We start from the raw sequence: 12,982 nt of genomic DNA, 5'->3' as shown, positions 1-12,982 counted from the left end.
ACAATTCAACCATTGACAGCACTTCATGCTGGAAACATAGTTAATTTTGTTAAGTGTAAATTTTAATTGACGCTACCAGAAGGGGAATTCTCTGATGCACAAGACAATTAGAACAACGAAGCCACTTACAAAGGTCAAAACCGCAGCGCCCGCCTCCATGGGTGGTGGGGTCGCGCCGGTTACTCTCAAACCGCTTTCGCGCAGCAGCATGGGCGGCGGTATCGCGCCTGTAGTGAAGCCATCTGCAAAGGCATCGATCGGAGGGGGCTTGGCACCTGTTAAAGTCAAAATGAGTTCCCGAAGCTCAATGGGTGGCGGTGTCGCACCTGTGCGTATCTGATTGAACGGATCCTCCGGCGAATGGACAAAACCATGACTGTTTCCACCACTGTCGGAGGATCTGTCCCGGAAACAGAAAGCGAGGCAGTGCTCCGCTTTACGAAGGCTTTCGCATCAGCGCCGGATATCCGGCGAGCGGAAAAGAGCGCAGCAGGCACCATGCCTGCAGCGGCCTTTCAATACTGCCAAGCCATGCGGGAAGCTTCCTCCTTTGGATGGTATGTTTATCCTCCAAAGGACATCCACCTTCTTTTCGATGGAAAAGAGAGCTTCTTTTACGAAGACGATCAATGGTATCCGGTTAAATCAACCAACTTCGAGGATGAGGATTTCAGGCAACATTGGGAGGAGAATGCTCCTGAGGACCTGCGTGATCTGGACCCGCCTTATCTATCTGAACTCTTCGTTCCCGGCTCGATTCAGATTTGGTCTGGCTATTTTGTCAGTTCTCGAGCTGGCTGGAGTACGCTCATCAGACCTCCGGTCAACTATGACACGCGCAGCGCTTTTGTCTGCTATGAAGGCCTTGTCGAGACCGATCTCTTTCAACCCTGTCCGCTTTTCATCAACATCAAGCTCCTGACGACGGGGCAAGAAATCTACATTCCGCATTTCAAGCCGTTGTTTCAAGTCCAGCCAATTGAGCGAGCCTGCTACCAGGACGCCGCGCTCAAGACAGAAATTCAGGAAACTCTCGGCAGACCCGATCAACCCTTCGACTGGAATGGTTTTCGTGGAACCGTTCGCGACATGACACAGCGTGACAGTCATCGTCCTGGTGGATATGGCGCTGCGACGCGCCGTCGCAAGAAGGCAGGCACTGAGGAATGAAACGCGAATTTGAGTCGAATGGCCTCGCTTCAAGCCACGCATTCTCTTGCAAAGCTCGCTTCGACAGATGTCGGCAAAAGTGAACTCCACCGAAACCAGGCGCACAGTCGGGGCAGCCCTGTTTTCTGCGGCTGGATCCATCCCCCTCCATATTGCTCCTTTGCTCATCGCAACTCTGCTTGCCACGCGCTCCATTTCGAATGCCGAAGCAGGAAGCGTGGTGAGTTGTATCATGGCGGGTCAGATCGTAGCCGCGTTCCTGGCCGCAAGAATACGATATGAAATGCTCGCGCGACCTGCATTGGCTTTCGTCTTTTGCGTATATGCTGCAGCGCTTTTCCTGTCCCTATGGGTGAGCGCGCCTCTCATGTTTGCTCTTTGCTGGTTCGCGATCGGACTGGCATGTGGCTTCCTGATGCAATTCGGCATCATGACAGCTGCCCAATCCAATATGAAACTCCAGGCCTTTGCGTGGCGGCTTTCTTTCGCACTTTTTATTTCCGGCCTGATCGCACTTTGCTTTCCCCTGTTTGAGACGGATCAGACCTACCGACTTCTGATCACATTGTTCGGGCTGGGCCTGATAGCAGTGTTTCTAAGTGGTCTGGTGCTTTGGCGGAAAGTTCCAACGCATAGTGCAAACAATGCACCGCCAGCAAAGGGACACCTGTCAGGACTGGACGGCTTTGGCTTGGCTTTGCTGTTTTTATTCTTTTGCGGGCAAATCGGCTTCTTATCCAACACCGCCCATTTCACAGCGAGCAACGATCTCAGTTTGGACAATACGTCGTTGGCCATAGGCTTCTCAAAAACTACGATTGCACTCGTGATCCTTTGGGTTGCCATGCGCGGCACCCGACACGGAAGTTGGTTTCAAATTCTCTTTTCGGCAGCGCTCGCGTCTTCAGGGATCCTGATCGCAACTCAACAGAGTTTCATCTTCATTGTATTCAGTTTTGTTGCATTCGAATTGTTTTTGAACCTGTTGTCCGCCTCATTCATGGCTGCCTTGTCGGAAAAGTTTTCAAGCAAAGCAAAGGCGTTGCTATTGATCGCTACTTTGTCCGGAACGCTGATCGGTCCACCCCTATTCGGACATCTGATTGACAACAATCAGGGCATCTTGCCGATGCTGCTTGCGGCCCTGGCCGCTTTTCTACCATTGCTCTGGCTCGCCTATTTGAGAGGCTTTGATCGCACACTCCAACGCGGTACGCCAAAATTGGACTAAACTTAAGCTACGAAGCAGTCTCGGCCGGGCAGACACTAACGGCGAAGGCTTCGACGGGGTCTGCAACATTGTGCAATTCAACAGCGCCCAATGGCGTTGCTCCACAATCGGCCTCCTCGGCAACATCTTTTGACGCGATGATGGGATGGCCGACAACCTTGCCATGATCGCCAAGCCGGGCCGCAATGTTGGCCGCGCTTCCAATCACGGTGAAGTCCAGGCGTTCTTTTGAGCCTACATTTCCATAGGTGACTTCACCAAAGGCAATGCCGATGGCACATGTCAGGGGAATGCCGTTGCCGTCTTCTTCGGGGACGGCCAAACGTTGCACGATCTGATCTGCACTGGCCACTGCCTGTCGACAGGCCTTGTCGCGATCCCCACCTGCGGGAAAAATAGCAAGAACCGCATCGCCAATGAACTTCAGAACTTCGCCTTCATGCTCGTTGACAATTTCGGTCGTCACTTCGAAGAACCTGTTCAACTCGGACAAGTAAGCATCGCGCCCGAGTTCGGTTTCCAGCCGCGTCGAATGACGCAGGTCGCAGAACAGGATCGATGCGTCGATAACTTCGCCATCGCCACGGCGAATTTCCCCGCCCAGAACACGTGCGCCGGTTCTCTTGCCAAGATAGGTTTCCAGGATCGTTGTCGCATTCGACGTGAGGGCAAAGACCTCAAACAAGCGGCTGATGAGCGCAGAGCACTCGAAAATCAATCCCAGATTGGCTGTCGTAAAACCATTCGGATGGTCAGAGGCCAACGTCAACACGTTGATCCGACCATCGGAGAAGGGCAACGGCATCGCGACATAGTCGGTAACACCCTGCTCTCTCAAATCATCCATGATCGGAAAGTTGAATTCGTCTGGGTTGGTATCGAGTTTCTGCCTCACGCCGCCCAACCCGTCTGCCACATGCTGCAGCGGACTGTTCTTGAAAATCGGACTTTCCAGAAGCTCGTACGAAGGATAGCGGCTGGTAACCTCGTCCGTGTCCCGCTGCCAGATCGAATTCTGGCCAGCGATCATCGGATGAAGGGACCAGATCAACACGGTCATCCGGCAAACGGCGACACCGTCCTCGACAAGCTTTTTGCCCAAAGCTGAAATGAGCTCCTCAGCCGTCCGTGCCGTCCATGCCTCGCGCAGCAGCCAATCGACAATCGGCCCGGAAATATTGCCCCCAAAGGGTGTGTCCAGTTGCTTGCCGTCATATTCAATGCGAGAGGCAACACCGGGCATGAACGCATGAAACCCGTCAACGGCCTGCCCTTCAGGCAAGGCGGTCGGGTAATGCCAGGCGCCATTTTCAATCGTCTCACCTGACACTTGAACATCGCTGTATGAGGCCGTGCCTTTGAGCGGACAGAATGTCCGGTGATCAGGTGCCGGTTTCAGATCTGCGCGAATGTCGTCCTTAGGAAAATAAACCACGGGAGGAAGCCGGGTTTCATACATGACACGGGCCCTGGTGGATCTTGCCAGAACGACGTTGTTCCGCCAGGCAGTCACCTCGCCGGTGAGCGGCTCCACCAAGACACCATAATCGTTTGCCGTTCGTTGCGCGCGCACTGTCATCTCAAAGAAATAGGCATCCCGGCGGGAACTGTCCAGAACGTTCCACGGGTGCTCCAGCCCACACCAACAAGGTTTCCAGGCAAATCATCTGCCGAAAGAGCTTGCCCGATCACACAAGGCACCTTGAATGCAAGAACCGCAAACCGGTTGCTTATCCGATCTGCGGTTCTGAATGCCTTGATAAGACTGGACCGCGTCAGATGACCTGACGCACCTCGCTCAAAAAACCGTCCACTTCATGGCGAAGCATCTCACCCTGCTCCGACAATCCTGAGGCAGCATGCAAGACATGATTGGCCTCGGTTTTCGTCGACCCGGCCATGTTGGTGATCATGCCGATGTTGGAACTTACTTCGTTCGTACCAGCCGACGCCTGCTCGATGTTACGAGCGATCTCCGCCGTCGCAGCGCCCTGCTCTTCAACTGCCGCAGAGATTGCAGATGCAATTTCGCTGACTTTGGAAATGGTTGTACCGATCGACCCAATAAACTCAACTGCCTGCGAACTTGCCGATTGAATGGACTTGATCTGCGCACCGATCTCGTCCGTTGCCTTGGCCGTTTCGCTGGCCAGTTCCTTGACTTCGGATGCAACAACGGCAAAGCCTTTGCCCATTTCGCCGGCCCGAGCTGCTTCGATCGTCGCATTGAGCGCCAAGAGATTGGTCTGATTTGCGATGTCGGTGATAAGCGAAACAACTTCGCCGATCTTGTCGGAAGATTCAGCCAGCATTTTGATATCGTGGTTGGCTTTCTCCACCTCATTTACGGCTTCGCCGGCAATTTGCGCCGAATAGCTGACCTGTTGGTTGATCTCGCTTACCGACTGCGTCATCTGCTCGGTAGCTGCCGCGACGGAACTGACATTGGACGACGCATTGGCGGCAGACGATGCCACTGCCGTTGCTTGCTCGTCCATCGAAGTAGAGGACTGATCCATTGACCTGGCGCTATCTTCAAGCTCGCCCGAAGCCGTCGTGACCGATTCAACCACTGTTGCCATTTTTGTTTCGAAGTTCTCCACCACCCCGGTAAAAGAACCGACGCGTTCCTCCATGGCCTGCATGGCAATATTGATCGACTCGCTGGCAACACCGAATGCACCTGTCATGCCTTTGGTCGAAATTCGCCGGAAGTATTTGTTTTCGGAAACATATTCCAGAGAAGCCTTGGTTTCACGCACATAAGCGTCAGACCTGTCGATCAACCGATTGATCGCATGAAGCAGCCTGCCGGCATCGCCTTTTTCGGAAATATTCAGGATGCGGCGCTCGAAATCACCGTCTGCAACGGCTTCCACGACTTCAAGCGCTTTCTTGACCGCTGATCTGTTGTCGCCAATCATTTTTTCCAACCTTCAAAACTGACAAATGACATTCGAGAATTGGCCAATTCAAAGACCGGCAATGAACTCGTCATAGGGTACGCCTCGTTCCTGCAGGATGCCGGCCACCATTTCCTTCGAGGAATGGAGGCCGTCTTTTCTGTTGGCGTGACGGCGCTCTTCGGCAACCAAATCGGCATAAAGAGGAGCGACAACTCCCTCCAGAATATTTCTGTCCGGGACCCGCCTGTTCGAGTGATATCCGACAACGTCTCCGTTGTTGTCGACGCTCGGCGTCACATGGGCGAGAACCCAGTAGTGGTCGCCGTTCTTGCAGCGGTTGACCACGTAAGCAAAAATCTCGCGTCGATCCTGGATATGTCCCCACAAGAGATCAAAAACGCAACGCGGCATGTCCGGATGACGAATGATGTTGTGCGGTTCGCCGAGGCATTCTTTCTCGGTGTATCCGGCAATTCTGAGAAACACATCATTGCAATAGGTGATCCGGCCTTTGAGATCCGTTTTACTGACGATGATTTCATCATCACCGAAAAACTGCTCGACACCGGTAACAATTACATCCTTGGCCATACATCAATCTCCCTTGCAGGCAATAGTCCTAAAGACTTCCTCCAAAGATCACCTGATGAGTTGCTTTTTGAAAAACGACAGGGAAACGAAATGAAATTTTGGCAACGTTATCCGGCCCACAAAGAGACAGAATAACTTACCAAAACTTCCCAAAATTTTCCCACCCCCAGGAAATCTAGAGATATGACCTAGAGGCAAAAATCTTGCTGAGATGTTAAATGAGCACCGAGTTTTGGCATTTCACGACAAATTTTCCGCAAAATGCCAAGTAAAACCACCAGAGATAATGATCTAAAATGTATTTCAATGCAAACGTGCATAAGTGAATGTACTTAAGTTTGCCGCGAATACACAACCAGGAATTAAACTTAGAGTTCTTTACAGTAAGCCTTTAAGTTGTATTGACAGCAATTACTCATAGGAAGCTGGTCGGTTAACCCACCGGCACCGCGCCGCAGCCGTGTCACTGTTGGTGTTTGCGAATACCAGGAAGATGATCTCTTGGACCGCGTGACGATGCGGTGGCCAATACTCGATCCGGATGAAGCCCCACTCTGGCAAGTCTCGTTTCGGCACTCCTGAGCGCAAGGCCCAGGAAACGCCTTTCAGGATACAACATTCGTGAACTCGAGGTGTGCCACGAGTTTTCAAGGACCATTTGGTTGGATCAAGTGCCACTCAAAGTCAGAGAGCTGCATCTCACTTTCAGGGAAACTCATCCCGGTTTGATTGACCCGGATTGAAAGTCACTCTTGACATTTAAGTATATACTAAAATAATGAATGGCATGCCTCCACAAAAAGCAACATCAGACGTTTTTCATGCCATAGCGGATCCCAATCGCAGGGCCCTGCTTGGATTTCTCGCGCATGAATCGAGACCTGTCGGAGATTGTGTTGAGGAACTCGGGATTACGTACTCGGCAGTTTCGCAACATCTAAGTGTACTGCGTGAAGTCGGACTGGTTGAGAGCAAAACTCATGGCAGAAAACGGCTCTACCGCTCACGATTTGAGCCATTGCAAACAGTTCACGACTGGACGGCCCTCTACCGGCCGTATTGGCAAAATCGCCTCAAGGGCCTTGGCGAGTATTTAAACCGACAAGAGGGTGACGGGCAGGAATGAGCCAGATCCTCAATCTGAATCTTGAAGAATTCTACCCACACCCCCTGGAACGTGTGTGGCAGGCACTGACTGATCCTGCTGCAATTTCCGAATGGCTGATGCCATGTGATTTTCAGCCTGTTGTTGGTCATAAGTTTACCATTCGCGGCAACGCCACTGAGAACTGGCGCGGCTTCACTCATTGTGAAGTACTCACACTCGAGGCACCCACATTGATGGAGTGGCTATGGGAAAGCACTGACATTGAAGAACCTACGCGTGTTTCATTCGAACTTCAGTCTTTCCAAGGCGGCACCAAACTCTCACTGCGTCATACCGGAACGACAACTCGCAAAGACATCGAAAGCCTGTCCTCGGGATGGCCTCAAAAACTTCGCCAACTCAAAGAGTTACTTTTCAATCTTGAATGCTAGGAGGCATCAGAAACTATGGCTGGATACAAAAGAATTGTCGAAGTCGATGTGCCTGCCAGTGCCATCTATGCAGCGATAACCAGCGGCGTTGTAAACTGGTGGACGACTGGCTCTGGCGATGCTTCGGAAGTGGGGATGGTTTTTTCCACTCGCTTCGGAGAAACATACAACCACATCAAGGTCGCCAAGTTGGTACCCAATGAATGCATCGAGTGGGACATTTTAGAACACTATCATGCAAACGATACCTTGAAGCGGGACGACGAATGGACCGGAACAAGGATATTGTGGAATTTGATAGAACTGGACGAAAACAGAACGCGACTTGAGTTTACTCATGAAGGGCTCATTGAAAGCATGGAATGCTGGGATATCTGCGAAGCAGGATGGAATTTTTTCCTTCTGGAAAGCTTGAAACCCTATCTTGAAAAAGGTGAAGGGCAACCGTTCCAGCACGAACAATGAGGAACTCCTGCATTCTTCCCAAAGATGAGCTTTAGCAGAGCTTAATTGGTGGAGTTATCAATCGCACATTAAGGAGCGCACCGCTTGGTATCGTGTCCATGGATGGTTATTCGCTAAATACATCAATTGATGGAGCACTGCAGTCTCGCGATCTGGTACTGCGCATCACAGGTGATTTACGACTTGAGTGGGGTAAGGACCCGGTTCGTGAAGCGCGATCGCTTGCCGATATTACAGAAATCAGGCTCTGGGCGGAAAAGCCGAAGATCGCTGACCCCGCGGGACGGGCTTTGATCAGGTTTGCTGACGGCAAGACAATAAAAGTCAGCGGAGCCTCTGTGACCGGTGCTCCAGATAGGGTCCGGGCACGGACATATCTCGAATTCCTGCGTCACCTGCATCGCTGTCTGGATACCAGGCAAAAAACAGAAATCCGGTTTTTGCGAGGGTTTGCAAAGGGGTCTCCAGTCAAAGGATGGACGGTATTCGCTGTGTGCGCTGCCGTCGATTTAGCACTCTTTGTTTTCCTCTGGACGAACATGCGCGCCGACGCGCAATGGTTCGTGCGTCCCGGTCTCATCATCTTTGGGCTGCTTGGTCTCGCAGCCGCGGCAAGCATTGGACAGGCCACATATGGACGAAGATACGATCCCGCTAGGCTCCCGCGTGACCTTACCCCGCTGTGACTTTTTGGCTTCCTTCGATTTGGATTGAAACCGTTACCGTCGGCATCTTAAAGACGCATTTCGCTCAGGCGTAACACTGTTCCAAAGAGTGTTCATCCTTCAGCTATACCTGGCGGTCGAACAGTGCGCTTTGCATTTGAGTTATTGGTGCTTTTCCAACGCGGCATCTGGCATGACAAAGCGGCTTACAGGGATTTCAGCAATGGCGGTTATCTCAACAAGCAATCTTGCGTCATAAAGCGATGAGATTTCCAAAGTTGTTGTGACAGGATAAGGCGCGTCAAAGAAACGTGACCTTATTTCAGCACAGCGCATGAAGGCTTGAATATCTGACGTAAATTGCTGGAGTGAAACAATGTCGCTCATTCGTCCACCCATAGCGTCCAGAACACAGGAGATGTTTTTCAAGACCTGAGCAACTTGAGCCGCCATGTCCCCCTCACCGACAACCTCACCATCTGGTCCGAGCGAAACTTGCCCCTTTAAGTAGATCGTTTTTCCTTCTCCAACGATCACAGCCTGAGAAAAGGCACCAAAAGGGCTCCAGAGATCTGAAGGATCAAAACTTTTTGCCATGTCGCTGCCTCACCGTCGGGAGTTGCACCGGTCTGAACACTCAAGACCCGTTCACGGGCTTGAAGCCTGCTAACGGAACTTTACACAATATACTCTTTTTGAGCAAAAGTTAATTCTCTTTTGATCGTCATCCAATTTGGGTTCATTGACTGAACCCGGCCTTGCAGGCATTGATACCTTGCCTCCGACCAAGAACCAAAGTTGAGCTTTGGCGTGTGGATATGGGTCAGGAATTGGCAAAGCACTGAAGTGCGCACTGCCAACTCTTCGCGACTGAATGATGTTTCATCTCATCCAAGACTTGTCGACGTATCGTTTTAAGCGTTCAAAATGCCGCGCCCGAGTTCTTGCACTGGTCAAATTCGCGAAAAATTGGATGTGTTCGCCTGATCAAATGACCACACCCACGCAGTCGTGATGGCCTTCACCTCCAGAAAATCCTCAAGGCCAAACTCGCCATATTCGCGACCATTCCCCGACTGTTTGTAGCCACCGAAAGGCACATCCCAATCCGGACTGCCACCATTGATGTAAACGCTTCCCGCCCTCAACTTTCGCGCAACCCGGTTCGCGCGGTCCTGATCGCCGGTTTGCAGATAGGCGGCAAGACCGTATGGCGTGTCGTTTGCCATGGCGATCCCCTCTTCCTCGGTTTGAAAGGGGATCATGACCAGAACCGGGCCGAAGACTTCGGTCCGGGCAATGGCCATTGAATTGGTTACGTCAGCGAAAACGGTTGGCTTGACAAAAAAGCCCCTGTCGAACCCGTCCGGTTTGCCGGGACCTCCAGCAACAAGTCTGGCGCCGTCGGCAATGGCACGTTCAATATGACCCTGGATTTTTTCATACTGCAGACCGCTGATGACGGGCCCGATATGCGCTCCTTCCCGTGCCGGGTCACCGACCCTGGTCTGACCGGCAAACTCCGCTGCAAGGTCTACGGCCAGATCGTAGACCTTTGCCTCTACCAGCAACCTGGTCGGCGCATCACAGGATTGGCCCGAATTTAGGAAGCAGCTCTCCAGTGAGTATCGGATAGCGGATTCCAGATCCGCATCGGCAAAAAGCAGATTTGCCGATTTGCCGCCAAGTTCGAGCGCAACACGTTTGACAGTGGGAGCTGCGTTCTGCGCGACAGAAACCCCTGCCCGTGTCGAACCGGTAAAGGACATCATATCAATGTCCGGATGTGCCGACATCGCCGCACCGACAGTTGGGCCATCGCCGTTGATCAGGTTGAAAACACCGGCAGGACAGCCTGCTTCATCAAGCATTTCAGCAAAAAGCAGCGCGGAAAGAGGCGCTATTTCACTTGGCTTCAGAACCATGGTGCATCCCGCGGCAAGCGCTGGAGCAACTTTTGCGGCGATCTGATTGATTGGCCAGTTCCAGGGTGTGATCAGACCGCAAACCCCGACAGGCTCGTGCACAATCAAGCTTCCTCCACGCGGCGACGGTCTCTCGAAACGGTGAGATTTCAATGCTTCCAGTGTTGCCATCAAATGGCCAATACCGGCTGGCGTCTGCTGTTCGCGTGCGAAGGTTTGGGGAGCCCCCATTTCCAGCCGGATCGCTGCGTCCATTTCAGGTGTTCGCCGCTTGTAGACCTCGATGATCCGTTCGATGAGCGCCGCGCGTTCGTCAATGGACGTTTCAGCCCAGCCAGGAAACGCATCCTTTGCCGCCGAGACAGCCTTGTCGACATCGGCTGCCGTGCCCATCGAGATTATTCCAACCGTTTCTTCGTTTGCAGGATTGACCACGTCCATTTGATCAGGACCAAGCGGCTCAACCCACCTTCCGCCGATATAGAATTGGCGCTTTTCAATCATCCGTCCGCACCTTCCCGTTCATCGCAAATGCAGACATCTTGCGTAGGCTTTACCTCGTATCCAGGCTCTTCCGGTTCGTCGTCAATCATCTCGGGTGGAAATCCGTTAGCAAGGACCTCAAGTCCGGTCGCCTCTTCCAGCCTTTTGATAATATTGGGTGAAAGCTCACGCTCTCCGTATCGGCCAATCGCATCGGCGAAGATGTGGTTCAGCAAGGGCGACACTTCCAAGGGCACATCGTGACTTTGAGCCAAGTTCTGGAACAGTCCAATGTCCTTGGCAACCAGGTCCATGGTGAAGGAAATGTCTCGAGAGCCATTGAGGATCACCTGGCTTTCCGTCTCGTGAACGAAGGAGTTACCGGACGAGATCCGAATGGCCTCGTATGACGTGTTCAAGTCCATTCCGGCAGCTTTGCAGGTCACCAGCGCTTCCGCCAATGAGACGAGGTTCGCCGTCGCCAGGTAGTTTGTGACCACTTTCAAGACGGAAGCCGAGCCGATATCACCTGTATGAAGAACCCGCCGACCGAGCACCGTCAGAAAAGGCAAGGCCCTTTCGAACGTCTCGCGGCTACATCCCGCAAAGATTGAAATGTTCCCGGTGGCAGCACGATGACAGCCACCGGAGACCGGACATTCGATCGCTTCGCCGCCTGCGGCGATGACACGTCCTGCCAGGCGTCTTGTCTCATCGGCATCTGTGGTGGACATTTCCGCCCAGATCTTGCCTGGCCCCATGCCTTCCAGAAGGCCTTCTGGCCCTTCGACAACCGATGCACAGGCCGATGGAGTCGGCAGACAGGTGATGACAACGTCGCATCTACCGGCCATTTCCTTGGGCGTGGCGGCCCTGTTCGCTCCCAGAGATACGAACTTTTCGACAAGGAGCGGATTGAGATCATGAACATCCAGCTGATAACCATTGCGCAAGATGCTTCCGGCCAGTTTTCCGCCGACATTTCCTAGACCAATAAAACCGACACGCATGAAAGGTGCCCTTTCGGCAATCGTTTGAACATGCCTTCAGTTTGTCGCTCGAGTTTGGAAAAGAGAAACGATATAATTTAGGTTGATTGCATCGATTTTTTTATGAGTTGGAAAATGCTGTCAGTCCCGAACCTCCAATGGCTCAGAAGTTTTGAAGCCGCAAGCCGCAACGGCAGCTTCACGGCTGCCGGAGAAGAACTTGGCCTGACCCAGGCTGCCATCAGCACTCACATCAGGGCCCTGGAACAGCAGCTTGGACATCAGCTCCTTATTCGCAGCACACGGAAAGTGGACCTGACGGCCAGCGGCAAGGCTTATCTGCCTTCTGTCCGCAAGGCATTGACAGACCTCGCCGTTTCAACAACAGGGCTCTTTGGAACAACCGCTCCGGGCTCGGTCACAATTCGAGCACCTATTTCCGAGGCCGTTCTCATCATTGCGCCGGCTCTCGCCTCGTTTCAAAACGAGTACCCCGAGATTGAGATCAGGTTGCTGTCTGCCATCTGGGCGGACACCGTTCTTGAAACCGGAATTGATATCGAAATCCGCTTGGGGACAGGAAACTGGCCAGGCGCTCACGCGGAGGCGCTTGGCCTGGAGGTCATGGTTCCTGTCTGTCACCCGGACCTTGCAGTAAACCTGCATTCGGCCGCAGACCTGGCAGAATACCCGTTGATCCACATTCTTGGATTTGAAAACCATTGGGCCAGATTTTTTGACGCACAGGGAATATCTATGCCTGGAGATCGAGGCATCACCGTCGACACCTCGCTTTCTGCCGTAGAATGGGCCGCAGCAAAGGGAGGTGTCGCACTGCTCTTGGGGCGCGTTGCGAGGCAGCTGGCCTCAAGCGGACGCCTTGCCATTCCCTTTGACACAGCCATTCCCGCGCTGCAGACCCACTATCTGCTTCACCGGGAAGGATCTTCAATGCGAAAACCTTCAGCACAAAGAGTTGAAACATGGCTCAGAGAGCTGTTCCAATAGTGCGATCAAG

General features: G+C 52.7%; 14 protein-coding genes. 8 read left to right on the top strand and 6 right to left on the bottom strand.

Features of this window, described 5'->3' with window-relative positions; genetic code table 11:
* Positions 1–94 precede the first annotated feature (94 nt).
* The 3 genes from FIV00_RS12700 to FIV00_RS12690 all read left to right on the top strand — a co-directional run bounded on the left by FIV00_RS12700 (position 95) and on the right by FIV00_RS12690 (position 2,401).
* Complete coding sequence (locus FIV00_RS12700; RefSeq protein ID WP_152501092.1) at positions 95–340, top strand: hypothetical protein; 246 nt, start codon at positions 95–97, stop codon at positions 338–340.
* A gap of 32 nt (positions 341–372) precedes the next feature.
* Positions 373–1,170 carry a hypothetical protein gene (locus FIV00_RS12695; RefSeq protein WP_152501091.1) on the top strand — a complete coding sequence of 266 codons (798 nt, stop codon included), beginning with the start codon at positions 373–375 and terminating at the stop codon, positions 1,168–1,170.
* Between the two features lie 79 nt (positions 1,171–1,249).
* Complete coding sequence (locus tag FIV00_RS12690; RefSeq protein ID WP_152501090.1) at positions 1,250–2,401, top strand: hypothetical protein; 1,152 nt, start codon at positions 1,250–1,252, stop codon at positions 2,399–2,401.
* A 7-nt stretch (positions 2,402–2,408) separates the two neighbouring features.
* Here the strand turns inward: FIV00_RS12690 and FIV00_RS12685 are convergent, their stop codons facing one another.
* The 3 genes from FIV00_RS12685 to FIV00_RS12675 all read right to left on the bottom strand — a co-directional run bounded on the left by FIV00_RS12685 (position 2,409) and on the right by FIV00_RS12675 (position 5,898).
* Positions 2,409–3,980 (bottom strand): DUF427 domain-containing protein, encoded by a 1,572-nt coding sequence (locus tag FIV00_RS12685; protein WP_152501089.1) that lies wholly within the window; start codon positions 3,978–3,980, stop codon positions 2,409–2,411.
* Between the two features lie 196 nt (positions 3,981–4,176).
* Complete coding sequence (locus FIV00_RS12680) at positions 4,177–5,325, bottom strand: methyl-accepting chemotaxis protein (RefSeq protein ID WP_152501088.1); 1,149 nt, start codon at positions 5,323–5,325, stop codon at positions 4,177–4,179.
* A 48-nt stretch (positions 5,326–5,373) separates the two neighbouring features.
* Positions 5,374–5,898: a PAS domain-containing protein gene (locus FIV00_RS12675; protein ID WP_152501087.1), complete on the bottom strand. Its 525-nt coding sequence runs from the start codon at positions 5,896–5,898 to the stop codon at positions 5,374–5,376.
* Positions 5,899–6,676: 778 nt separating this feature from the next.
* Here FIV00_RS12675 and FIV00_RS30555 point away from each other — a divergent pair.
* From FIV00_RS30555 to FIV00_RS12655, 4 genes are all read left to right on the top strand, one after another.
* Positions 6,677–7,024 carry an ArsR/SmtB family transcription factor gene (locus tag FIV00_RS30555; protein WP_371419572.1) on the top strand — a complete coding sequence of 116 codons (348 nt, stop codon included), beginning with the start codon at positions 6,677–6,679 and terminating at the stop codon, positions 7,022–7,024.
* Positions 7,021–7,437 carry an SRPBCC domain-containing protein gene (locus tag FIV00_RS12665; protein WP_152501085.1) on the top strand — a complete coding sequence of 139 codons (417 nt, stop codon included), beginning with the start codon at positions 7,021–7,023 and terminating at the stop codon, positions 7,435–7,437. The genes FIV00_RS30555 and FIV00_RS12665 overlap by 4 nt, the downstream gene beginning before the upstream one ends.
* 15 nt (positions 7,438–7,452) lie before the next feature.
* A complete protein-coding gene (locus FIV00_RS12660) occupies positions 7,453–7,902 on the top strand; it encodes an SRPBCC domain-containing protein (RefSeq protein WP_152501084.1) in 450 nt (149 codons plus the stop codon).
* 98 nt (positions 7,903–8,000) lie between these two features.
* Complete coding sequence (locus FIV00_RS12655) at positions 8,001–8,588, top strand: hypothetical protein (RefSeq protein WP_152501083.1); 588 nt, start codon at positions 8,001–8,003, stop codon at positions 8,586–8,588.
* Positions 8,589–8,729: 141 nt separating this feature from the next.
* On the opposite strand, the gene FIV00_RS12650 is transcribed toward FIV00_RS12655, so the two are convergent.
* The 3 genes from FIV00_RS12650 to FIV00_RS12640 all read right to left on the bottom strand — a co-directional run bounded on the left by FIV00_RS12650 (position 8,730) and on the right by FIV00_RS12640 (position 11,985).
* Positions 8,730–9,164 (bottom strand): RidA family protein, encoded by a 435-nt coding sequence (locus FIV00_RS12650; protein WP_152501082.1) that lies wholly within the window; start codon positions 9,162–9,164, stop codon positions 8,730–8,732.
* A gap of 356 nt (positions 9,165–9,520) precedes the next feature.
* On the bottom strand, positions 9,521–10,996 hold the full coding sequence (locus FIV00_RS12645; protein ID WP_152501081.1) for an aldehyde dehydrogenase family protein: 1,476 nt from the start codon (positions 10,994–10,996) through the stop codon (positions 9,521–9,523).
* Positions 10,993–11,985: an NAD(P)-dependent oxidoreductase gene (locus FIV00_RS12640; protein ID WP_152501080.1), complete on the bottom strand. Its 993-nt coding sequence runs from the start codon at positions 11,983–11,985 to the stop codon at positions 10,993–10,995. Before FIV00_RS12640 ends, FIV00_RS12645 begins: the two co-directional genes overlap by 4 nt.
* 114 nt (positions 11,986–12,099) lie before the next feature.
* Between FIV00_RS12640 and FIV00_RS12635 the strand changes: the two genes are divergently transcribed.
* A complete protein-coding gene (locus tag FIV00_RS12635) occupies positions 12,100–12,972 on the top strand; it encodes a LysR substrate-binding domain-containing protein (RefSeq protein WP_152501079.1) in 873 nt (290 codons plus the stop codon).
* Positions 12,973–12,982 lie beyond the last annotated feature (10 nt).

This window comes from Labrenzia sp. THAF82, assembly GCF_009363435.1.
Classification (GTDB): domain Bacteria; phylum Pseudomonadota; class Alphaproteobacteria; order Rhizobiales; family Stappiaceae; genus Roseibium; species Roseibium porphyridii.
The sequence above is the reverse complement of the archived record's forward strand: the minus strand, read 5'-3'. Positions and strand labels throughout refer to the sequence as shown.

What these genes read in the sequence shown, in the direction of transcription:
- FIV00_RS12655 (WP_152501083.1), top strand. Translation starts at nt 8,001, where the DNA reads ATGGATGGTTATTCGCTAAATACATCAATTGATGGAGCACTGCAGTCT.
- FIV00_RS12680 (WP_152501088.1), bottom strand. Translation starts at nt 5,325, where the DNA reads ATGATTGGCGACAACAGATCAGCGGTCAAGAAAGCGCTTGAAGTCGTG.
- FIV00_RS12695 (WP_152501091.1), top strand. Translation starts at nt 373, where the DNA reads ATGACTGTTTCCACCACTGTCGGAGGATCTGTCCCGGAAACAGAAAGC.
- FIV00_RS12650 (WP_152501082.1), bottom strand. Translation starts at nt 9,164, where the DNA reads ATGGCAAAAAGTTTTGATCCTTCAGATCTCTGGAGCCCTTTTGGTGCC.
- FIV00_RS12665 (WP_152501085.1), top strand. Translation starts at nt 7,021, where the DNA reads ATGAGCCAGATCCTCAATCTGAATCTTGAAGAATTCTACCCACACCCC.
- FIV00_RS12635 (WP_152501079.1), top strand. Translation starts at nt 12,100, where the DNA reads ATGCTGTCAGTCCCGAACCTCCAATGGCTCAGAAGTTTTGAAGCCGCA.
- FIV00_RS12675 (WP_152501087.1), bottom strand. Translation starts at nt 5,898, where the DNA reads ATGGCCAAGGATGTAATTGTTACCGGTGTCGAGCAGTTTTTCGGTGAT.
- FIV00_RS12685 (WP_152501089.1), bottom strand. Translation starts at nt 3,980, where the DNA reads ATGACAGTGCGCGCGCAACGAACGGCAAACGATTATGGTGTCTTGGTG.
- FIV00_RS12660 (WP_152501084.1), top strand. Translation starts at nt 7,453, where the DNA reads ATGGCTGGATACAAAAGAATTGTCGAAGTCGATGTGCCTGCCAGTGCC.
- FIV00_RS12645 (WP_152501081.1), bottom strand. Translation starts at nt 10,996, where the DNA reads ATGATTGAAAAGCGCCAATTCTATATCGGCGGAAGGTGGGTTGAGCCG.
- FIV00_RS30555 (WP_371419572.1), top strand. Translation starts at nt 6,677, where the DNA reads ATGAATGGCATGCCTCCACAAAAAGCAACATCAGACGTTTTTCATGCC.
- FIV00_RS12700 (WP_152501092.1), top strand. Translation starts at nt 95, where the DNA reads ATGCACAAGACAATTAGAACAACGAAGCCACTTACAAAGGTCAAAACC.
- FIV00_RS12640 (WP_152501080.1), bottom strand. Translation starts at nt 11,985, where the DNA reads ATGCGTGTCGGTTTTATTGGTCTAGGAAATGTCGGCGGAAAACTGGCC.